At 74.0% G+C, this 20,968-nt stretch carries 17 protein-coding genes and 1 pseudogene; 4 read left to right on the plus strand and 14 right to left on the minus strand.

Going from position 1 to position 20,968, the window contains the following annotated elements; all coding sequences use genetic code 11:
- Nucleotides 1–133: 133 nt before the first annotated feature.
- The 3 genes from ACWC97_RS18860 to ACWC97_RS18870 all read right to left on the minus strand — a co-directional run bounded on the left by ACWC97_RS18860 (nucleotide 134) and on the right by ACWC97_RS18870 (nucleotide 4,751).
- Entirely contained in the window at nucleotides 134–2,197 is a 2,064-nt protein-coding gene (locus ACWC97_RS18860) for a tetratricopeptide repeat protein (RefSeq protein WP_450650365.1), read from the minus strand.
- Nucleotides 2,198–2,370: 173 nt separating this feature from the next.
- Nucleotides 2,371–2,997, minus strand: a complete 627-nt coding sequence (locus tag ACWC97_RS18865) for an NUDIX hydrolase (RefSeq protein ID WP_352280563.1) — start codon at nucleotides 2,995–2,997, stop codon at nucleotides 2,371–2,373.
- A 92-nt stretch (nucleotides 2,998–3,089) separates the two neighbouring features.
- Nucleotides 3,090–4,751: a CTP synthase gene (locus ACWC97_RS18870; RefSeq protein WP_352280564.1), complete on the minus strand. Its 1,662-nt coding sequence runs from the start codon at nucleotides 4,749–4,751 to the stop codon at nucleotides 3,090–3,092.
- A gap of 426 nt (nucleotides 4,752–5,177) precedes the next feature.
- Between ACWC97_RS18870 and ACWC97_RS18875 the strand changes: the two genes are divergently transcribed.
- Complete coding sequence (locus tag ACWC97_RS18875) at nucleotides 5,178–6,980, plus strand: glycoside hydrolase family 15 protein (protein ID WP_450650367.1); 1,803 nt, start codon at nucleotides 5,178–5,180, stop codon at nucleotides 6,978–6,980.
- A 20-nt stretch (nucleotides 6,981–7,000) separates the two neighbouring features.
- On the opposite strand, the gene ACWC97_RS18880 is transcribed toward ACWC97_RS18875, so the two are convergent.
- On the minus strand, nucleotides 7,001–7,861 hold the full coding sequence (locus ACWC97_RS18880) for a sulfurtransferase (protein ID WP_450650369.1): 861 nt from the start codon (nucleotides 7,859–7,861) through the stop codon (nucleotides 7,001–7,003).
- A 254-nt stretch (nucleotides 7,862–8,115) separates the two neighbouring features.
- Here ACWC97_RS18880 and ACWC97_RS18885 point away from each other — a divergent pair, with 254 nt between their 5' ends.
- On the plus strand, nucleotides 8,116–9,741 hold the full coding sequence (locus ACWC97_RS18885) for a PucR family transcriptional regulator (protein WP_392279238.1): 1,626 nt from the start codon (nucleotides 8,116–8,118) through the stop codon (nucleotides 9,739–9,741).
- A gap of 9 nt (nucleotides 9,742–9,750) precedes the next feature.
- Here ACWC97_RS18885 and ACWC97_RS18890 read toward each other — a convergent pair whose 3' ends face one another.
- The 6 genes from ACWC97_RS18890 to ACWC97_RS18915 all read right to left on the minus strand — a co-directional run bounded on the left by ACWC97_RS18890 (nucleotide 9,751) and on the right by ACWC97_RS18915 (nucleotide 15,770).
- Nucleotides 9,751–10,851, minus strand: a complete 1,101-nt coding sequence (locus tag ACWC97_RS18890; protein ID WP_450650371.1) for a glycosyltransferase family 4 protein — start codon at nucleotides 10,849–10,851, stop codon at nucleotides 9,751–9,753.
- 174 nt (nucleotides 10,852–11,025) lie between these two features.
- Nucleotides 11,026–11,787 (minus strand): hypothetical protein, encoded by a 762-nt coding sequence (locus ACWC97_RS18895; RefSeq protein ID WP_450650373.1) that lies wholly within the window; start codon nucleotides 11,785–11,787, stop codon nucleotides 11,026–11,028.
- Between the two features lie 69 nt (nucleotides 11,788–11,856).
- On the minus strand, nucleotides 11,857–13,602 hold the full coding sequence (recN, locus tag ACWC97_RS18900; protein WP_450650375.1) for a DNA repair protein RecN: 1,746 nt from the start codon (nucleotides 13,600–13,602) through the stop codon (nucleotides 11,857–11,859).
- Between the two features lie 107 nt (nucleotides 13,603–13,709).
- The gene (locus ACWC97_RS18905) at nucleotides 13,710–14,615 is read right to left on the minus strand and encodes an NAD kinase (RefSeq protein ID WP_450650376.1); all 906 of its coding nucleotides are present in this window, start codon (nucleotides 14,613–14,615) and stop codon (nucleotides 13,710–13,712) included.
- Nucleotides 14,616–14,632: 17 nt separating this feature from the next.
- The gene (locus ACWC97_RS18910; protein ID WP_402396962.1) at nucleotides 14,633–15,448 is read right to left on the minus strand and encodes a TlyA family RNA methyltransferase; all 816 of its coding nucleotides are present in this window, start codon (nucleotides 15,446–15,448) and stop codon (nucleotides 14,633–14,635) included.
- Between the two features lie 7 nt (nucleotides 15,449–15,455).
- A complete protein-coding gene (locus ACWC97_RS18915) occupies nucleotides 15,456–15,770 on the minus strand; it encodes a hypothetical protein (protein ID WP_450650379.1) in 315 nt (104 codons plus the stop codon).
- 43 nt (nucleotides 15,771–15,813) lie between these two features.
- Between ACWC97_RS18915 and ACWC97_RS18920 the strand changes: the two genes are divergently transcribed.
- Nucleotides 15,814–16,161, plus strand: a complete 348-nt coding sequence (locus ACWC97_RS18920; RefSeq protein WP_352280574.1) for an SCP2 sterol-binding domain-containing protein — start codon at nucleotides 15,814–15,816, stop codon at nucleotides 16,159–16,161.
- Here ACWC97_RS18920 and ACWC97_RS18925 read toward each other — a convergent pair.
- The gene (locus ACWC97_RS18925) at nucleotides 16,138–16,998 is read right to left on the minus strand and encodes an ABC transporter ATP-binding protein (protein ID WP_450650381.1); all 861 of its coding nucleotides are present in this window, start codon (nucleotides 16,996–16,998) and stop codon (nucleotides 16,138–16,140) included. The two genes, ACWC97_RS18920 and ACWC97_RS18925, sit on opposite strands and share 24 nt — an antisense overlap.
- Nucleotides 16,999–17,144: 146 nt before the next feature.
- A complete protein-coding gene (locus ACWC97_RS18930; protein ID WP_450650383.1) occupies nucleotides 17,145–18,173 on the minus strand; it encodes an HAD-IIA family hydrolase in 1,029 nt (342 codons plus the stop codon).
- 71 nt (nucleotides 18,174–18,244) lie between these two features.
- Between ACWC97_RS18930 and ACWC97_RS18935 the strand changes: the two genes are divergently transcribed.
- Complete coding sequence (locus tag ACWC97_RS18935; protein ID WP_352280579.1) at nucleotides 18,245–19,528, plus strand: DUF1015 domain-containing protein; 1,284 nt, start codon at nucleotides 18,245–18,247, stop codon at nucleotides 19,526–19,528.
- Between the two features lie 65 nt (nucleotides 19,529–19,593).
- On the opposite strand, the gene ACWC97_RS18940 is transcribed toward ACWC97_RS18935, so the two are convergent.
- Together ACWC97_RS18940 and ACWC97_RS18945 are read right to left on the minus strand one after the other, a co-directional pair.
- Nucleotides 19,594–20,373: a tetratricopeptide repeat protein gene (locus tag ACWC97_RS18940; protein ID WP_352280580.1), complete on the minus strand. Its 780-nt coding sequence runs from the start codon at nucleotides 20,371–20,373 to the stop codon at nucleotides 19,594–19,596.
- Nucleotides 20,358–20,968 (minus strand): annotated as a pseudogene (locus tag ACWC97_RS18945) (hypothetical protein); the annotation flags it as partial. The gene ACWC97_RS18940 and the pseudogene ACWC97_RS18945, both read right to left, overlap by 16 nt.

Raw genomic sequence — 20,968 nt, forward strand, 5'->3', positions numbered from 1 at the left:
GTCCTTGACTCAGAGGGTTATCCGGACATAGCAATACATACCCGGATAGACACTACGTAAATGGAGACACCGCGAACACACGCGGCACGACCATTCTAATGAAGGGTTTCTCGGTGTCTAGCCTTACAAAGCATTATTTTTCTGTCGGGGCACTGCGGATTTCGTAGGTCACATCCTTCTGATTCAGCAGTCTCTCCGCCACGCCCCGGTGCAGCCCGGCCGCCGCCGGGTCGCCGAGCCGGTAGAGGGTGTCGGCCAGCCGGAGCTCCAGCGCCGCCTGGAGCCGTACGTCCTCGGCCCGCCGGGCCCATTCGACGGCCTCCTGGCAGGTCCGCAGCGACTCCTGCGGCCGCCCCGCGTACTCCTGGACCCGGGCCACCTCGCTGAGCGCCCGCGCCTGGCCCGGTACGTCCCCGAGCCTGCGGTAGCCCGCCGCCGCGGCGCGCCAGTTCCGCAGCGCCTCGCCGTACCGCCCGGCATAGGTGTGCACGGCGCCGAGCCGTCCGTACAGCCGGGCCTCCTCGGCCCGCTCCCCCTGGCCGAGCCGGTGGGCCAGCGCCCGGCCGTACCAGTCGGAGGCCCGCTGGAAGTCCCCGAGCTCCGCGTAGGCGCCGGCTACGGATTCCATCGCGCGGCCGGTGGCGTACAGGTCCTTCGCGGCCCGTCCGGCGTCCAGCGCGGCCCGGTAGCGGGCCAGCGCCTCCCGGGTGCGGCCGTTCCCGGCGTCGAGGTCGGCGAGGTTGAGCAGCGCGGCGGCCTGTTCGCGCGCCAGCCCGCGCCGCTCGGCGACCGCCAGCACCAGGCCGTGCAGCCCGTACAGGTCCGGGGCGGCGGACTCGGTGCCCTCGTGCACCGCCAGCGCCCGCACCAGGGCCGAGACCAGCCTCCGCGCCAGCGTGTCGAGCTCACCGTCCTCGACGGCCGCCCGGGCGGCGGCGAGCAGGGCCGGTTTACGGGCCCGCAGCCACGCGGCGGCGGCCTCCGGTCCGGGGAACCGCAGCGACCTGGGCAGCCCGGCGAGCCTGCGGCGGACCGGGGAGCCCTCGGGCTCGGTGACCGCCCGGCAGGACTGGAGCAGCCGTACGGTCCGCTCCAGCATCCGGGCCCTGGCCAGCTGGATCTCCGCCGGCCGGTCCCGCTCCGCCAGCAGTTCCCGCAGCAGCGGCGCGAGGCAGCCGGGCACCTCGTACTGCGGCCGGCCGGCCTCGTCGCCGTGCAGCAGCCCGAGGGAGACGAAGTCGTCGAGGGCCCGCTGCGCGGCCGATACGGAGCAGCCGGCCAGCGCGGACGCGGTGTGGGCGTCGACGAGGCCGGCGGGCGCGAGGGCGAGCAGCCGCAGTATCCGGGCGGACACCGGCGGCAGCGCGTCGTGGGCCAGCCGGAAGGCGCGGGCCAGCGGACGGGGACCGGCGGACGGCTCGGTGGTGTCCGCCGACTCGCGCAGCCGCCGGGTGGCGTCGGCGACCGAGGCCATCGGGTGCGCGGCGAGCCAGCCGCCGACCAGCACCAGGGCGGCCGGCAGCCCGCCGCACTCCTCCGCGAGGGTCTCGGCGGTCCGGGGGTCGACGGTGATCCGCACCTCGCCGATGAGCCGGGCCAGCAGCCGGACGGCCGGGCCCGCCTCCAGTCCGCCGATGGTGCAGGGCCGGACGCCCGGAATGCCGGTCAGCGGGCCCCCGGAGGTGGCGACGACCAGGCAGTCCGGGTTGTCCGGCAGCAGCGGGTCGACCTGTTCGGCGTCCACCGCGTCGTCCAGGACCAGCACGGCACGCCGCCCGGCCAGTTCGTCGCGGACCATCCCGGCCAGCTCGTCCCCGTCCGCCCCGGGCGGGCCGGTCACGCCGAACCGGTCGAGGAGTTCACGGGCGGTGCGCTCGGTGGGGACCGGGGTGCCGCCGGGTTCGGTGAGCCGGACGCGGAACGGCCCGTCGGGGTGGCCGCCCTCGGCGAGCAGCTCCCGGACCAGCTCGTCGGCGAGCGCGGTACGGCCGGATCCGGGACGACCGGCGATCAGCAGGACCCGGGGGCGGGCGGCCCGGCGGCCGGCCAGGGTGTCCAGACCCGCGTGCCCGACGTCGGCCCGCAGGGACTTCAACTCCCGTTCCCGGCCGAGGAATCGGGGTGGGGCGGCACCGGACGGCTCCTCGGCTCCCGGCGCCTCGACCGGGCCGCTGGTGTCCACCGCCTGATCCGTCACGGGCCACGCTCCACTTCGCTGCACGCGTCGCCCCCCGGGACTCCGGTCAGGGCGTTCCGAGCGTAGTTCAGGCGCGCGGGCGTTCTCGGCGGAGCGTGCCGCACGGATCCCCCGATCGGATCAACGGCTTGTCCGATCGAAGGACCGTGCGGGCCCGTGGGGCGGGTGGCCTGTCAGACCGTGAACGGGCGGGCCGGCCAGGGCGCCTCGGCCGGGCGCAGCGCGTCGATCCCGTCCCCGGCGAGGGCCGCCGCCAGCGAGAGGACACCGATCACCAGGCAGCTGTTGTGCAGTTCCCCCGCGAGCGCCCCCCGGACCAGCTCCTGGAGCGGCACCCGGGCCAGCTCCATGTCGGCCTCCTCCTCGGAGACCTCGAAGCGCTCCCCGTCCGCCTCGGAGAGGCCGCGGGCCAGGAAGATCCGTACGGCCTCGTCGCAGCCGCCCGGTGTGGTGAAGACGTCGGTCAGCACCCGCCAGTCCTCGGCCTTGACGTACGCCTCCTCGTACAGCTCGCGCTGGGCGGCGTGCAGCGGGTTCTCGCCGGGGACGTCGAGCAGTCCGGCGGGGATCTCCCAGAGCTTGTGGCGCACCGGGTGGCGGTACTGGCGCAGCACGACGACGCGGCCGTCCGCGTCGAGCGCGAGCACGGCGACCGAACCGGGGTGGACCTGGTAGTCGCGGCGTACGACGGTGCCGTCCGGCATCACCACCTCGTCGGTGCGGACGCTGGTCTTGTTGCCGGTGAAGGGCGTCTCGGTCTTGGTGACCTGCCACTCCTCGGGCGTGTCCTGGAAACCCATCTGCGTCCTCCCACGAAAACCACGGAAACCGGGGCACGGAGTCCTTCGCGGATCCGTACCCCGGTCAACGTTAATACCTGCGCGGCCCCGGACTACTTGCCCGGGTTGGCACCGGTCTTGCGCTCGACGGCCGCCTTGACCAGGCCCGCGAAGAGCGGGTGCGGGCGGGTCGGGCGGGAGCGGAGCTCCGGGTGCGCCTGGGTGGCGACCAGGTAGGGGTGGATCTCGCGGGGGTACTCGACGTACTCGACGAGCTTGTTGTCCGGGGAGGTGCCGGAGAAGACCAGTCCGGCCTTCTTCTCCAGCTCGGCCCGGTAGGCGTTGTTGACCTCGTAGCGGTGGCGGTGGCGCTCCTCCACGTACGGCTGGTCCTCGTACGCCTCGCGGACCACCGAGCCCTCGGCGAGCTTCGCCGGGTACAGGCCGAGCCGCATGGTGCCGCCCAGGTCGCCCGCGCCCTCGACGTACGCCAGCTGCTCCTCCATCGTCGAGATGACGGGGTGCGCGGTGGCGGCGTCGAACTCGGTGGAGTTGGCGTCGGGGATCTCCGCGAGGTTGCGCGCCGCCTCGATGACCACGCACTGGAGACCCAGGCAGAGGCCGAGCAGGGGCAGCTTGTTCTCGCGGGCGTAGCGGATGGCGCCGATCTTGCCGTCGACACCGCGGTCGCCGAAGCCGCCGGGGACGCAGATCGCGTCGACGTCGCCGAGCTGCTTCGCGGCGCCCGCCGCGGTCTTGCAGTCGTCGGAGGCGACCCACTTGACCTTGACCCGGGCCCGGTTCGCGAAGCCGCCGGCCCGGATGGCCTCGGTGACCGAGAGGTAGGCGTCCGGCAGGTCGATGTACTTGCCGACGAGCGCGACGGTGACCTCGTGGTCGGGGTTGTGGACCCGGTCCAGCAGGTCGTCCCAGGTCGTCCAGTCGACGTCGCGGAACGGCAGGTCGAGCTTGCGCACGACGTAGGCGTCCAGGCCCTCGGTGTGCAGCACCTTCGGGATGTCGTAGATCGACTTGGCGTCCACGCAGGCCACCACGGCGGCCTCGTCCACGTCGCACATCAGGGAGATCTTGCGCTTGATGGCGGTCGGCACGTCGCGGTCGGCGCGCAGCACGATGGCGTCGGGCTGGATGCCGATGTTGCGCAGCGCGGCGACGGAGTGCTGGGTGGGCTTGGTCTTCAGCTCGCCGGACGGGCCGATGTAGGGCAGCAGCGAGATGTGGACGACGAAGACGTTGTCCCGGCCGACCTCGTGGCGGACCTGGCGGACGGTCTCCAGGAACGGCAGCGACTCGATGTCCCCGACCGTGCCGCCGACCTCGGTGATCACGACGTCGACGTCGTCGGTGGCCATGCGGCGGATGCGGTGCTTGATCTCGTTGGTGATGTGCGGGATGACCTGCACGGTGTCGCCGAGGTACTCGCCGCGCCGCTCCTTGGCGATCACCTGGGAGTAGACCTGGCCGGTGGTGACGTTGGCGGAGCCGTCGAGGTCGACGTCGAGGAAGCGCTCGTAGTGGCCGATGTCCAGGTCGGTCTCGGCGCCGTCGTTGGTGACGAACACCTCACCGTGCTGGAACGGGTTCATCGTGCCCGGGTCGACGTTGAGGTAGGGGTCGAGCTTCTGCATGGTGACCCGGAGGCCACGCGCCTTGAGCAGGGCACCGAGGCTGGAGGCAGTCAGACCCTTGCCGAGGGATGAGGCGACACCCCCGGTGACGAAGATGTGCTTGGTCGTCGTGGATGTGGGCTGCATAGCCAAAGGGGGCTCCCGTGGTCGCGATCGTGAGGTGCGTACCGGCTGTGTCGTCCGGAGACTCCGGAGGTGCCGTCGCTGCGGTTCGGGGGCCTCGTCTGCGGTTGCGGACGACCACCGGTCCACGGGCTACCAGGGTAACAGCGCCGAGTGGGACCCGCTTCCGGCGGCGTCCCGGCCCCCCACCACGCACGATCACCGCGGGTGTCCGTACACACACCCGTTCGGACCTGTCCGGTTGTCAAGACCGTCGCGCGGATCAACGGAGTGCGTCGTATCCTGCTCGGACCACTCGCCCCGGGCGAGGTGAAGCGTTCGCGGGTTTCCCCATACCAAGGCCTTGCGACGACACTCTGTTTCCCGTTTTCCCCTTCTTTCGCAGCAATGCCCTACGGGGCTCCATGGCCGTTCGACTGGAGATTGCACGTGGCCGGGCGCATCGAGGATTACGCACTCATCGGAGACATGCAGACCGCGGCGCTGGTCTGCCGGGACGGCACGGTGGACTGGCTCTGCCTTCCCCGCTTCGACTCGCACGCCGTCTTCGCGGGGCTGCTCGGCACCGAGGAGCACGGCTTCTGGCGCCTCGGCCCGGCGCCCGCGGACGGGACGGGGCCGCAGGCGGCGGACCGCCGTCACTACCGCGGGGACTCCTTGGTCCTGGAATCGGAGTGGGACACCCCGCGCGGCACGGTCAGAGTGACCGATTTCATGCCGCCGCGCGACGGGGCCCCGCAGGTGATCCGGATCGTGGAGGGGGTCAGCGGCCGGGTGCCGATGCGCTCGGAGCTGCGGATGCGGTTCAGCTACGGCCGGGTCACCCCGTGGGTGCACAAGGTCGACGGGCGCACGGTCGCCGTCGCGGGCCCGGACTCCGTCTGGCTGGACACCTCCGCCGAGACGTACGGCGAGAACCTCACGACGTACTCCGACTTCACCGTGGCGCCGGGCGACCGGGTGGCGTTCACCATCAGCTGGCAGCCCTCGCACCACGAGCCACCGGGCCTGCCGGACCCGGACGGTTCGCTGGACGCGACCGTCGATTTCTGGCGCGAGTGGGTCGACCAGTGCACGTACCACGGGCCCTACCGCGAGGCGGTGGTCCGCTCCCTGATCACGCTCAAGGCCCTGACGTACGCGCCGACCGGCGGCATCGTCGCCGCCCCCACCACCTCCCTGCCGGAGGACGTCGGCGGCTCCCGGAACTGGGACTACCGCTACACCTGGCTGCGCGACGCCGCGATCACGCTCTCCTCGCTGCTGCGCACCGGCTACCGCGAGGAGGCCCGCGCCTGGCGCGAGTGGCTGCTGCGGGCCGTCGCCGGCGACCCGGAGAACCTCCAGATCATGTACGGCATCGCGGGCGAGCGCGAGCTGGGCGAGGCCGAGCTGGACTGGCTGCCCGGCTACGAGAACTCCGCCCCGGTCCGGGTCGGCAACGGCGCGGCGGGCCAGCTCCAGCTCGACGTGTACGGCGAGGTCACCGAGGCCCTGCACCTGGCCCACATGACCGGCCTGACCCGCAACGACTACGCGACGGGGCTCCAGCTCAAGCTGATCGAGTACCTGGAGAAGCACTGGGACGAGCCGGACGAGGGAATCTGGGAGGTGCGCGGCCCGCGCCGCCACTTCGTCCACTCGAAGGTGATGGCCTGGGTCGCCGTCGACCGGACGATCAAGCTCATCGAGTCCGGGGACGCGGAGGGCCCGGTGGAGCGGCTGCGCGAGCTGCGCGACGAGATCCACCGCGACGTCTGCGAGCGGGGCTACGACCCGGAGCGCAACACCTTCACCCAGTCCTACGGCTCACGGGAGCTGGACGCCTCGCTGCTGCTGATCCCGCAGATGGGCTTCCTGCCGCCGGACGACAAGCGGGTGATCGGCACGATCGAGGCGATCCAGCGGGAGCTGTCCACCGAGGACGGCTTCGTGCTGCGCTATCCGACGTCCGGCGATGACGCCGGGGTGGACGGTCTGGAGGGCGACGAGGGCGCCTTCCTGGCCTGCTCGTTCTGGCTGGCGGACGATCTGGCGATGATCGGCCGGGTCGACGAGGCCCGTCAGCTCTTCGAACGGCTGCTGTCGCTCCGCAACGACCTGGGCCTGCTCGCGGAGGAGTGGGACTCCCGGCTCCAGCGCCAGGTGGGCAACTTCCCGCAGGCGTTCAGCCACGTTCCGCTGATCGACACGGCACTGCGGCTGACCGCGAGCGGGGCGTACGTCGGCTGACCGGCCCGGCCGGGCCGGTCTCACGGGGCGGGCGCCGGCCCGTCCGCCCCGGTCGCCACGGGGTGCGGCCCCGAGGCAATCCCCCACTCGCTCCACGAACCGTCGTACACCGCCTGTCCGCGGTACCCGGCGAGCTCCGCCGCCAGGGCCAGCACGCAGGCGGTGACCCCTGATCCGCAGCTGAGGACCAGCCGCTCGCGCTCCCCGGCGCGGGCGGTGAGGGCGGCGCGCAGTTCGTCCGCCGGGCGCATCCGGCCGTCGTGCTGGAGGGTGTCGAAGGGCAGGTTGACCGCCCCCGGCATGTGTCCGGCGCGCAGCCCCGGGCGGGGCTCGGCGACGGTACCGGCGTACCGCTGCGGGGACCGGGCGTCGAGGACCACAGCGGCGGGGTCGGTCAGGGTCCGCGCCACCTCGTCGGCGGTGACGAACATCCCGGCGCGCGGTCGTGCGGTGAAGTCACCGGGAGCCGCCGGGGGCGCGGGAGGGGCGCTCTCCAGGGGCAGCCCGGCCGCGGTCCAGGCCGGCAGGCCGCCGTCGAGCACCGCGACCTGGTCGAAGCCCATCGCCCGCAGCATCCACCAGGCCCGGGCGCTGGAGTAGATCCCGGCGCCGTCGTACACGACGACGGTGTCCGCGTCGTTCACGCCGAGGGCGCGCAGCTCCCGGGTGAACCGGTCGGCGCCGGGCATCGTGTGGGGCAGCGGCACGGAGGGGTCGGAGAGGGCTCCGTCGATGTCGAAGACCCGGGCGCCGGGAATGCGCCGTTCCCCGCCCCGATGCGCTCCGACCGAGGCGTCGAGGACCACCGGCCCGTCCGGCGCGCCGATCCGCGCCGCCAGCCAGTCGACGCCGACCAACGGGCCGGACGGTTCCTGGGACACGTCGCCCACACCTGCTCCAAGGTCATCTCTGTGGATACGGGGCCGCCCGGACAGCGCGGCGTCCACAAGATCGCAGCGGCGCTCACCCCGTGTCAACGCCGGCCGGCATCGGGCCCGCACCGGCTCCCACCGGCGGCTCCCCCGGCGGCGCCCTGGGCGCCGAGTGCCGGTACCGTCCTGAACCGGGGCGAAAATCAAGGTGGAGACCCGGGCGGACGCCCATCGGATCAAGCGGAAGTACGAGGCCTGAGCAAGTGGAGACCCAAGGCGGAATCACCGTGCAGCGCGCCCTGGAGCTGCCGGGGCTGCGGGGCGGGCTCCCGGAGGTGGTGGCGGGCTCGGAGCGGCTGAACCGTACGGTCCGCTGGGTGCACGCGGGTGAGGTGCCGAACATCGCCTCGCTGCTCAAGGGCGGTGAGCTGCTGCTCACCACGGGGCTCGGGCTCGGCACCCGTCCGGCCGAGCAGCGCGCCTTCGTCCGCAGGCTCGCCGACCGGCAGATCGCCGCCCTGGTGGTGGAGCTCGGTCCGCGTTTCAGCCGGCTGCCGTCCTCGATCGTGGACGCCGCCCGGGCCGCGGGGCTGCCGCTGGTGCAGCTGCACCGCGAGGTGCCGTTCGTGGCGGTGACGGAGGAGATCCACACCGAGATCGTCAACGGCCACTACGCCCTGCTGCGGCAGGCCGAGGACGTGCACCGGCGGTGCACCCAGGCGCTGCTCGGCGGTGGCGGGGTGCCCCAGGTCCTCGGCATCCTGGCGGACTTCGCGGCCAACCCGGTCTTCCTGGAGACGGCGGACGGGCAGCTGCTGTACGCGGCGGGGCCGGGCACCGGCCCGGTCGGCGCCGATCCCCTCCAGGTGTGGGACGGGATGCGGGGCGGGCGGGCGGCCCGCGAGGCGCCGCCGACCGGTTCGGTGCTGGTGGACGTACCGGGCGGCGGGCCCGGCACCGGTGCGGTGCGGGCCAGGCTGGTGCTGCTGGCGGTGTCCGGGCCGCTGCTGCCGGTGCACCGGATGGCGGCGGAGCGGGCGGCGGGCATCCTCGCCGTCGTCCTGATGCAGGCCCGCCAGGAGGAGGAGCTCGCCGCCCGGGGCCGGGGCGACTTCCTCTCCGATCTCGCCGAGGGCCGGATCACCCCGGAGGACGCGCCCGCCCAGGCCCGGGTCCTGGGTTTCAAGCCGGGTGCGCTGCCGCTGCTGCCGGTCGTGATGCGGCTGGCCCCGGAGCTGTCGGCGTCCGGGAACTGGGCGTCGCTGGCCCGCGCGGTGCTGGAGGAGCTGTCGTCGGTGGGTGTGCCGGTGCTGCTGGGGGTGCGGCCGGTGGAGGGCCGGGTGCCGGTGCTGCTGGGGCTGCGATCCGAGTCGGAGCGCACGGCGGTCGCGGACCGGGTCGCGACGGCGCTGCGGGCCGGGGTGGAGCGGGCCGGTCTCGAACGGGCCGGGGCGCGGCCCCCGGTCGTGGTGGTGGGGGTGGCGGGCGGCTGGGCGACGGCCGGGGCGAGCCTGCGGCACGCCGCCGAGACGGCGACGGCCGCGTACGGCCTCGACGACCGGCCCTGGTACGACGCCCGGCGTCTCGACATCGATCTGCTGCTGTGGCGGCTGCGCGACCACCCGGACCTGGCCGCGTTCGTGGACCGGGCGATCGGGCCGCTGCGGGACCACGACCGGACCTCGCGCCCCGCGCTGCTGCCGACGCTGGAGACGTATCTGGCGCACGCGGGCCGCAAGGCGGAGACGGCGCGGGAGCTGCATCTGAACCGGCAGACCCTGTACAACCGGCTGGCCCGGATCGGGGAGCTGCTCGGCACCGATCTGGACGACCCGCAGGCGGTGCTGGCGCTGAGCCTGGCGCTCCGGGCCCGCCGGCACACCGAGTAGCCGGGAGGCTCAGCGCGCCCGTACCGCCACCGCCAGCGGCTGGGTCAACTCGTCGTAAACGCTGAGCACTTGGGCGATGGTGTCGTCCTCGGTGGGCCATTCGGCGGCCTGCGCGAGCCCGGTGGCGGCCATCTCCGCGCGGCGCAGCGGATCGCCGAGCAGCCGGGTCACCGTCCGCCCGAGGGCCTCCGCGTTGCCGTACGGCACGAGCTCCGCCGCGTCGCCCACCAGGTCGGGCACGCCACCGACCGCGGTGGCGACCAGCGGGACGCCGAGCCTGAGCGCCTCCTGCGCCTGCACCGAGCGCTCCTCCCAACTGCTGGGCAGCACGGCCAGATCCGCCGCGGCGAGCAGCTCGGCGCGGTCCTCGCGGTCGCCGACGAGCCGGACGGGCAGTTCCTCGTCCCGGATCCGGCGCTGGAGCGCGGACCGCTCCCGCCCCTCGCCCACGACGACCAGGAGCGGCCCGGGGTCGAGGTCCCGCCACATCCGGGCGGCGTCGAACAGGGTGCCGTAGCCGTGATGCGGCACGAGGCTTCCGCAGGTGACGATCAACGGCCTTCCCACCACGCCGAGTTCGGCCCTGGCCTTGTCCGGCCGGGCGCCTTCCGGCAGCCGGGGCGCGGGGGCGGAGACCGGTGCGAGCCGGGCGTCCCGCGCCCCTCTCCGGCGCGCCCGGTCGACCAGGTCCGACGTGGTGCCGAGGACGACCGCGGCCGCCCGCGCGGCCCGTCGCTCCATCATCCGGACCAACCGGCGGCGGGCCCCGTCGACGTGGGCGCGGGCATGCCAGGTGACGACGAGGGGGACGCTCCGTCCGCCGAGCGCGAGGGCGGCGCGCACGGCGGCGTGCGGTCCGTGCGCGTGGACGAGGTCCGCGCTCGCGCAGGCGCTCCGCAGGGCGGCGACGGAGACGGGGTCCCCGCGCCGGGGTACGGGGGTGAACCGGGCGCCCGTGCCGGAGTAGCCGTAGGCGTGGTCCAGTTCGGCGGGGGCGCAGACGGTGACGTGCACGCCCCGCGCCACGAGCCCGGCGGTCAGCGAGCCGACGTGGGCGTTGCTGCCCGCGCTGCCGCCGCCCAGGACTTGGACCGTACGCAGCTGTGACACGTTGAATGGCTCCCGGGGCTCCCGAGTCGGTGGTGAGGGCACCGCCAAGGATGCCAGTCCGTACGGGCGTTCCGGCACAGTCGGGCGGCTGTCATGGCCCCTACCTCGACTTCCGGACACCGCCTGCCACCCGCACGGGTGAGAAAACGGCGCGATGTTGCCCCTCCGCCGCCCTCAGCGGTCCGCGACCGCCCGGACGAAGTCCCCGATCCGGTCCCCGTACGCCGCCGCCGCGACCAGTGCGGCTCCGTGCGCGAGGAGTCCGGCCCGGCCCCGGCCCGCGACGATCGCGACCCCGAGCCCGGCGCCCAGGGCGTGCGCCCCGGTGTCCCCGAGCATGGTCCGCTCCCCCAGGTCGTCGGCGAGGAGCGCGGCGACGGCGCCGACCGGGGCGGCGGCGAGCCCGCCCGGCAGCCCGGGGGCGCCGAGGGCGAGGACGGTGGCGGCGGCCGCCGCCGGCCGCAGGTCCGTCAGATTGACCAGATGCGCGGTTCCGGCGATCACCACCGCGCCGAGCATCCGGTCGACGGGCCGCTCCTTCAGCAGGGACGCGGCGACGAGCCCGGCGGCACCGATGCCGAGGAGCTTCACCGCGCCGGTGGTCAGTTCGCCGTCCCGGAGCGCGCCGAGGTGGGCCCGGAAGCCGCTGCGCGGGTCGCCCGCGCCGGCGCGGTCGTCGTGGGCGCCGCAGCCGCCGGCCGCCAGCACCGCGAGGACGGCGGCGCACCGGGTGCGGGGCGGCAGCGGAAGGACCGCCGCGCCGGCCGCGGTCCCGAGCACGGCGGCCGGACCCGCGCAGAGGTCGACGGCGCGGCCCGCGTGGTTGACGCGCCGTCCGAACGGGCGCGGCCGGGACCGCAGGACCCGGTACACCCCGCCCGCCACCGTCGCGGCGACGGCACCGGCCGCCACGGTCCTCCCGAACGTCGCTCCCATGCGCGCCAGCCTACGGGGACGGCCCGCCGGACGGTTTTGGCGGGCCGTCCCCGTGACGACGGGCGGGTGTCAGCCGTCCGAGCGGGCCGCGGCGAGCAGTTCCTCCGCGTGGGCCCGTGCCGTCCGGGAGTCCTCCTGGCCCGCGAGCATCCGGGACAGCTCCCGCACCCGGTCCTCGCCCTCCAGGACCGTGACCCCGCTGCTGGTGACCGCCCCGTCGACGGTCTTCTCGACCAGCAACTGCCGGTCCGCGAAGGCCGCCACCTGCGGAAGGTGGGTGACGACGACGACCTGGGCGGACCGGGCGAGCTTCGCGAGCCGCCGCCCGACCTCGACCGCGGCCTTGCCGCCGACGCCCGCGTCGACCTCGTCGAAGAGGTACGTGGGCACGGGGTCGGCGCCCGCGAAGACCACCTCGACGGCGAGCATCACCCGGGACAGCTCACCGCCCGAGGCCCCCTTGGCGATCGGTCGCGGCTGGGCGCCGGGGTGCGGGGCCAGCAGCAGCTCCACCTCGTCGGCGCCGGACGGACCGTAGACCACGCTCCGCCCGTCGATGTCGATGCCGGAGGCCTCGTCGGGAGCCTCGGTCTGCCGGATCGCGAAGGAGACCCGGGCGTGCGGCATCGCCAGGGAGGCCAGCTCCTCGGTCACCGCCTCGGCGAAGAGCGCCGCCGCCCGGTTGCGGGCGTCGGTCAGCTCCTGCCCGAGGGCGGAGAGTTCGGCCCGCAGCGCGTCGCGCTCGGCGGTCAGCTCGCCGATCCGGTCGTCGTCGCCCTCCAGCTCGGTGAGGCGGGCGGCGCCCTCCTGGGCCCAGGCGAGCACGGCGCCGATGTCCTCGCCGTACTTCCTGGTGAGCACGGTGAGCGCGGCGCGGCGCTCCTCCACGGCGGCGAGCCGTCGCGGGTCGGCGTCCAACTGGTCGGCGTAACCGGCCAGTTCGCCCGCGACGTCGGAGAGCAGGATCGAGATCTCGCCGATCCGGTCGGCGAGCGCCGCCAGCGCCGGGTCGTGGGCGCGCACCGCGTCCAGCGCCCGTCCGGCGGCCGCGACGACGGTCGTCGCGTCGACGCCCTCCGGGTCCTCCGGGTCGCCCGCGAGCGCCGTGTGCGCCAGGGACGCGGCGGAAGCGAGCGCCTCCGCGTGGCCGAGCCGCTCGGCCTCGGCGGCCAGTTCGGCGTCCTCACCGGCCAGTGGTTCGACGGCGGCGATCTCGCCCAGCCCGAAGCGGAGCAGATCGGCTTCCTGGGCGCGCTCACGGGCGCGCGTGGTCAGCTCCTCCAGCTCCGTGGCGACGGCCCGCAGCCGCTGGTAGGCCGCGGCGTACGCGGCGTGCGGCCGGGCGACGCCGTCGCCGGCGTAACGGTCGAGCGCCTGCCGCTGCCGGGCCGGCTTGAGCAGGCCCTGCTGGTCGGTCTGGCCGTGCACGGCGACGAGTTCGTCGGCGAGTTCGGAGAGCACCCCGACCGGCACGGACCGGCCGCCGAGATGCGCCCGGGAGCGCCCCTCGGCGGAGACGGTACGGCTGATCAGCAGCGCGCCGTCCTCGATCTCGCCCCCGGCCTCCTCCGCCCGCAGGGCGACGGCGTCCCCCTCGGACACCGTGATCCGCCCCTCCACGACGGCGGCCTTGGCCCCGATCCGTACCAGGGCCGGGTCCGCGCGCCCGCCGAGCAGCAGCCCGAGGCTGGTGACGACCATGGTCTTGCCCGCGCCGGTCTCACCCGTCACGGCGGTGAAACCGGGTGACAGCTCCACCACCGCGTCGTCGATGACTCCGAGCGACCGTATCCGCATCTCCTCCAACACGGACACGACCTTACGAGGTCCGAAGGCCGATGTGCGACGTACCCCGCTCCACGGCTCACTCTCCCGGGTATGCTCCCCGCCCTTCGCGACACCTCCGGGGGAACGTCCGCCGGTCAGTGCGGGACGCCGCGCCACCCCGAGACCGGCAGCGCGAACTTCGCGACCAGCCGGTCCGTGAACGAGGCGTGGTGCAGCCGCGCGAGGCGTACGGGCACTGCCCCGCGCCGCACCTCGACCCGCGCCCCGGCGGGCAGCTCCACGGTCCTGCGGCCGTCGCACCAGAGCACCCCGTGCGGGGTGTGCTGCTGGACCTCCACGGCGAGCACCGAGTCCGGTGAGGTCACCAGCGGTTTGGCGAACAGCGCGTGGGCGCTGATCGGCACCATCAGCAGGGCCTCGACCTCGGGCCAGACGACCGGCCCGCCCGCCGAGAAGGCGTACGCGGTCGACCCGGTCGGCGTCGCGCAGACGATCCCGTCGCAGCCGAACCCGGTCACGGGGCGGCCGTCGATCTCCAGGACGACCTCCAGCATCCGCTCGGGCGACACCTTCTGCACGGCCGCCTCGTTGAGCGCCCAGTCGGTGTGGACGACGTCGCCGTTGGTACGCACCACGACGTCGAGCGTCATGCGTTCCTCGACCTGGTAGGAGCGGGTGACGACCCGGTCGACGACCTTGTCCAGGTCGTCGCGCTCGGCCTCGGCGAGGAACCCGACCCGGCCGAGGTTGACGCCGAGCATCGGCACCCCGGAGGCCCGGGAGAGCTCCGCGCCGCGCAGCAGCGTCCCGTCCCCACCGAGCACGATCAGCAGCTCACAGCCGTCCATCGCCGCTGGTGTGGTGTCCGTGACCGTCTCGACGGACGGCGGCAGCGGCAGGTCCGCCGCCTCGGTGGCCAGCACCCGTACGCCCAGACCGCTGCGGAGCAGCCCCTGTACGACCAGTTCGGCACTGCGGATCGCGGCCGGGCGGCCGGTGTGCGCGAGAAGGAACACGGTCCGGGCCGCGTCCGTCGTCATTCGTGCCGCATTCGTCGTCAACGAGGCCCCTCCGCCACTGCACGGTCGACATCCGCGGGATCCAGTTCAGGTGCCCCGGCCCGCAGCCACAGAAAGTACTCGACGTTCCCCGACGGACCGGGCAGCGGGCTCGCCGTCACCCCCCGCACCCCGAGGCCCAGTTCCCAGGCCCGGCGCGCGACCTCGCGCACCGCCTCGGCCCGCAGTTCGGGGCTGCGCACCACACCGCCGCTGCCGAGCCGCTCCTTGCCCACCTCGAACTGCGGCTTGACCATCAGGACCAGGTCGGCGCCGGGGGCGGCGCAGCGCGCCAGGGCGGGCAGGACCAGCCCCAGCGGGATGAACGACAGGTCCCCGACCACCAGGTCCACCGGCTGCCCGTCGATCGCCTCCAACGTCAACTCCCGTACGTTGGTACGGTCCTTGACGGTGACGCGGTCGTCGGACTGGAGCGACCAGGCGAGCTGCCCGTAGCCGACGTCCACGGCGACGACATGGCCGATGCCCGCCCTGAGCAGTACGTCGGTGAAGCCGCCGGTCGACGCCCCGGCGTCCAGGGCCCGGCGTCCCTCGACGGCCAGGCCGAGGGGGACGAAGGCGGCGAGGGCGCCCGCGAGCTTGTGCCCGCCGCGCGAGACGTACTCGGGGTCGCTGTCGTCCTTGGTCACGACGACGGCGGCGCTGGTCTCGACCTGGGTGGCGGGTTTGGTCGCGGTGTTCCCGCCGACGGTGACCCGCCCGGCGGCGATCAGCTGGCTGGCGTGCTCGCGCGAGCGCGCGAGTTTGCGGCGTACCAGTTCGGCGTCGAGACGGCGGCGTGCCACTCCGGCCACGTTCGGTTCAGCTCCTGTTGTCGTGCGGGGGCACCGGTGCGGGTACCGGTGCGGTCGTGGGCGCGTTGTCCAGCGCGGTCAAGGTCTCGCGCAGCCCACGGTGTACATCCTCGTACACCTCGATGTGTCCGTCCGCCGGGAGGTGGTCGGCGTCGGCGAGACGCTCCAGGCCCGCGTCCACCCCGGCGTGGCCGGTGGGGGTGCGGGGGACGCCCAGGGGCGCCGGTGCGGCGGGGTCGGGTTCGGGCACGGCCGCCGTCGCCGGTTCCGCCGCCTCCCGTGCCTCCCCTGTCCCCGGGGTCTCCCGCATCGAGTCGCTCATGCGGGAAACGCTACCCCGAAGGGCTGGGGTACCGTCGATCACGATGGCGACCATGGCGGAGTGCCGCAGCGCACTCGACAGACTTTCCGACCGCCTCGCGGAGGCCGACGGCGCCGTACGCGGTGCGGCCGCCGTCGACCGTTCGCTGAGCTGCCACATCAAGGACCTCGACGTCACGTTCACCGGCCGGCTGACCGATGGCCGGATCCAGGTGCTGGACGCGGTCGGGGGGCCACCCCGCGAGAAGGCGGCGATCCGGCTCGCGATGACCGGCGACGACCTGGTGGCCATGGTCGACGGCGAGTTGGACTTCGCCCGCGCCTGGGCCTCGGGCCGGGTCCGCCTGGAGGCGGGGTTCCGCGATCTCCTACGGCTGAGGTCGCTGCTGTAGGCCGGGCGCCGGTCCGCCGGGCGGGCCTCCGGCCGCCGCCGCGACGGCCCGGCGTGGTCCGCGCGCGGCCGGCACCACCAGCGGGGTCCCGGTCTCCGGATCGTCGATCACCTGGCAGCGCAGCCCGAAGACCCGCTCCACCAGGTCCGCGGTGACGATCTCGCCGGGCGGCCCCTCGGCGATCACCCGGCCGTCCCGCATCGCGACGAGGTGGGTGGCGTACCGCGCGGCGTGGTTCAGGTCGTGCAACACGGCGACCAGGGTGCGCCCCTGCGTCTCGTGCAGGTCGGCGCAGAGGTCGAGGACGTCGATCTGGTGCTGGATGTCGAGGTACGTGGTCGGCTCGTCGAGCAGCAGGAGCGGTGTCTGCTGGGCGAGCGCCATGGCGATCCAGACGCGCTGGCGCTGGCCGCCGGACAACGCGTCGACATGGCGGTCGGCGAGTGCGTCGACGCCGGTGGCCGCCATCGACTCCGCGACGACGCGTTCGTCCTCCGGCGACCACTGGCGCAGCAGCCCCTGGTGGGGGTACCGGCCGCGCCCGACGAGGTCGGCGACGGTGATCCCGTCCGGCGCGACGGAGGACTGCGGGAGCAGTCCCAGCGTCCGGGCGACCTTCTTCGCGGGCAGTCGGTGGATCGCCCGCCCGTCCAGCAGCACCCGGCCGCGCTCCGGTCTCAGCATCCGCGCGAGCGCGCGCAGCAGGGTCGACTTGCCGCAGGCGTTGGGGCCGACGATCACCGTGAAGGAACGGTCGGGGATCTCCACCGAGAGGTCCTCCGCGACCACCCTGCCGTCGTAGCCGAGGGTCACCGCGTCCGCGGCGAGGCGCTGCATGGTCGTACTCCCGGAGTCGGAGGGGGCGGGTGCGGAACGGCGGCACACCGAACAGAACAAAGTTAGGTTAGGTTAACCTATCTTTCCCTGTGGCGGTGGGCCGGTTCCCTGCGGCCGTCGACCGGCGTCCCTCCCCGGCCCCGCCCCTACAGCCCCAGCCGGGCGACCGCCTTCCCCGCGTCCAGCCCGCAGGAGCCCTCCCCCGCGTACGACCACGCCGCCCCGCAGAGCGCCCGCAGCCCGTCCAGCGCGTCCCCGTCCCCGTCCAGCGCCAGCCCGTCGCCGCGCACCGAGGCCGTCCAGCCCCCGCACACGAACCCGCCGCCGCTCTCCGCCACCTCGGGCTGCCCGGTCAGCAGCCCCCTCAGGTCCGCGTCCACGTAGGTCGGCCGGTGCGCCGGAACGGCGGCCAGCAGCCGCGCCGCGTCCGTCACCCCGGTGAGCACCAGCAGGGAGTCCACGCCCCCGTTGAACGCGCCCTCGATGTCCGTGTCGAGCCGGTCGCCGACCACCAGCGGGCGTTCGGCACCGGTCCGCAGCACCGTCTCCCGGTGCATCGGCGGCAGCGGCTTCCCGGCCACCTGCGGCTCGGCACCGGTCGCGATCCGTACGACCTCGACCGCGGCACCGTTGCCCGGTGCGATGCCCCGGGCGCTCGGGATCGTCAGGTCGGTGTTGGACGCGAACCACGGCACCCCGCGCGCGACCGCGTACGCGGCCTCGGCGAACCGCCCCCAGGCCATGTCCGGGCCGCCGTACCCCTGGGCCACCGCCGCCGGGTCGTCGTCCGCCGACTCCACCGGCACCAGGCCGCGCTCCCGCACCGCGGACCGCAGCCCCTCGCCGCCCACCACCAGCACCCGGGCACCGGGGGGAAGCTGATCGGCCATCAACCGGGCCACCGCCTGCGCCGAGGTGATCACGTCACCGGGCTCCGCGGGGACGCCGAGCGCGGTCAGATGGTCGGCCACCGCGTCCGGTGTGCGCAGGGCGTTGTTGGTGACGTACGCCAGGTGCATCCCGCCGTTCCTCGCCGCCGCCAGCGCGTCGACGGCGTGGACGATCGCCCGGTCGCCCGCGTAGACCACCCCGTCGAGATCGAGCAGCGCCGTGTCGTACGCCCTGCTCAGCGCCGTACCGCTGCCACTGGGTCGGGTTCTGCCCGTCTGACTCATTCCTTGTGCTCCTCGCTACCCGCTTCTGTTCAGATCATCGCGTATCCCCGTCCCGCACTTACCATGCACGGATGAACACATCAGGTCCGGCCGGCCAGGGACTGCGTCTGATTCCGTTCCGTGGGCTGCGGTACGTCCCCGAGCAGGTCGGCAGTCTCGCAGCGGTGACCTCTCCCCCGTACGACGTGGTGGTGCGGCCCGACGGGCTCCATCATCTGGAGTCGGCCGATCCGCACAACATCGTCCGGCTGATCCTGCCCCAGGCGGACACGGCCGCGGCCCGCCACGAACAGGCGGCGCGGACCCTGAAGCACTGGCTCGCCGAGGGCGTCCTCGCACCGGACCACGAGCCCGCTCTGTACGTGTACGAGCAGCGCAACGGCGATCTGCTGCAACGGGGTGTCATCGGGACGCTGGCGCTCTCCGCCCCGGCCGAGGGCGTCGTGCTGCCGCACGAGGACGTGATGGCCCATGTCGTGGAGGACCGGGCCGACCTGATGCGCACCACCGCGGCCCACCTCGAACCGCTGCTGCTGAGCTACCGGGGCGACGGCCGGGAGGCGGGGGCGGCCGCCGTCATCGAGCGGGCGACGGACCGTCCGCCGCTGCTCACCACCACGACCGAGGACGGGTTCCGGCACCGGCTCTGGGCGGTCACCGACCCCGTCGAGCAGGCGGAGATCGGCACCGATCTCGCCCACCACCAGGCGCTGATCGCCGACGGGCACCATCGCTGGGCCACCTACCTCCGCCTCCAGCGGGAGCACACGGTGCCCGGCCCCTGGGACTTCGGCCTGGTCCTGCTCGTCGACACGGCCCGCTATCCGCTCCGGGTACGCGCCATCCACCGGCTGCTGCACCGGCTCCCGGTCGACGCGGCGCTGGCCGCGCTGGACGGGCTCTTCCGGGTACGCGAGGTGCCCGGCCCGCTCCCCGACGCACTGGAGGCGCTCGCCGGGGCGTCCGCCGAGGGCAACGCGTTCCTGCTCGCCGGCGACGGCGGCTTCCATCTCGTCGACCGTCCGGATCCCGGTCTGCTGGCCCGCACGGTCCCAGCCGACCGACCGCCCGCCTGGCGGGCCCTGGACGCGACGGTCCTGCACGCGGCCCTGCTCGACCACGTCTGGGAGATACCGGACGCCCCGGAACACATCGCCTACATCCACGACACCGCCGCCGCCGTGGAGCAGGCCGAGCGGCGGGGCGGCACGGCGGTCCTGATGCATCCGGTGCGCGAGGAGGTGGTGCGGGATCTCGCCCGGCAGGGGGTCACGATGCCTCGCAAGTCGACGTCGTTCGGTCCGAAGCCGGCCACCGGGCTGGTCCTGCGCAGTCTCGACCTCGATCTGGACTGAGGCGGAACGGAGAAACGAGAGAGGGCGGCACCCCGGGTCCCGGGGTGCCGCCCTCTCTCGTTGTCTCACGCCTCGGGCGTGCGGTCCTTGTCGCCGTCCGTGGCGCCGTCCTTGTCGCCGTCCGCGGCGGTCTCCGGCTCCGGGCTCACGGCCTCGCCGTTGTCGTCCCCATCGCCGTTGCCGTCGGCCCCGTTCTCGTCGGCCTCTTCCTCGTCGAGGGCGTCGACGAACTCGACACCGTCCATCTCGGCGAGCCGGTCGGACGCGTCGGTGGAGCCGTCCTTGTCCGCCTCCAGCGCCTTCCCGAACCACTCCCGGGCCTCGTTCTCACGACCGGCGGCCAGCAGCGCGTCGGCGTACGCGTAGCGCAGCCTGGCCGTCCAGGGGTGCACGGCGCTCGACGCGAGCTCGGAGCTCTGGAGCGTCACGATGGCGGCGTCGAGCTGGTCCATGTCCCGCCGGGCACCGGCGGCGACCAGGCGCATCTCCACCTGTCCGGCCTTGTCCAGCTTCTGCACCTCGGGCTCACCGGCCATCGCCAGCGCCCGCTCGGGCCGACCGAGCCCGCGCTCGCAGTCCGCCATGACGGGCCACAGCTCCACGGAACCGGTCATCCGCTTGGCGGCCCGGAACTCCGCCAGCGCCTCCGAGTACTTCTGCGTGGCGTACGCGGCGAAGCCGGCCGCCTCCCGCACCGCGGCCACCCGCGAGGCCAGCCGGAGCGCGATCCGCGAGTACGCGTATGCCTGCTCGGGGTCCTCGTCGATCAGCCGGGCCACCATGACGAGGTTGCGCGAGACGTCCTCGGCCAGCGTCTTCGGCAGGCTCATCAGCTCCTGCCGCACGTCCTTGTCGATCTCGTCGCCGGTGACGTCCTCCGGGATCGGCAGCCGCTTGACGGGCTCGCGGTCCCGGTCGTCACGCCGGTCGTAGCCGCCGCGGTCGTCGCGTCCACGGTAGCCACCGCCCCGCCCACCCCGGTCGTCCCGCTGCCCGCGGTACCCACCACCGCGGTTGTCGTCGCGCCGGTTGTCGTCGCGGCGGAAGCCGCCACCGCGGTTGTCGTCGCGGCGGTAGCCACCCCGGTCATCGTCACGACGCGGACCACGCGGCCGGTCGTCGTCACGCCGGGGACCACGGAACCCGCCACGCTCGTCGTCCCGACGCGGCCCACGATCCCGATCACGGTCCCGGTCGTCACGACGGAACCCACCACCGTAACCACCGCTACGACTGTCATCACGCCGGTTGTCATCACGGCGGAACCCACCACCACGGTTGTCGTCGCGCCGGTTGTCGTCACGACGGAACCCACCACCGCGGTTGTCGCCACCGCGGTTGTCATCGCGGCGGTAGCCACCCCGGTCATCGTCACGACGCGGACCACGCGGCCGGTCGTCGTCACGCCGGGGACCACGGAACCCGCCACGCTCGTCGTCC

It is taken from the genome of Streptomyces sp. NPDC001108, assembly GCF_053598535.1.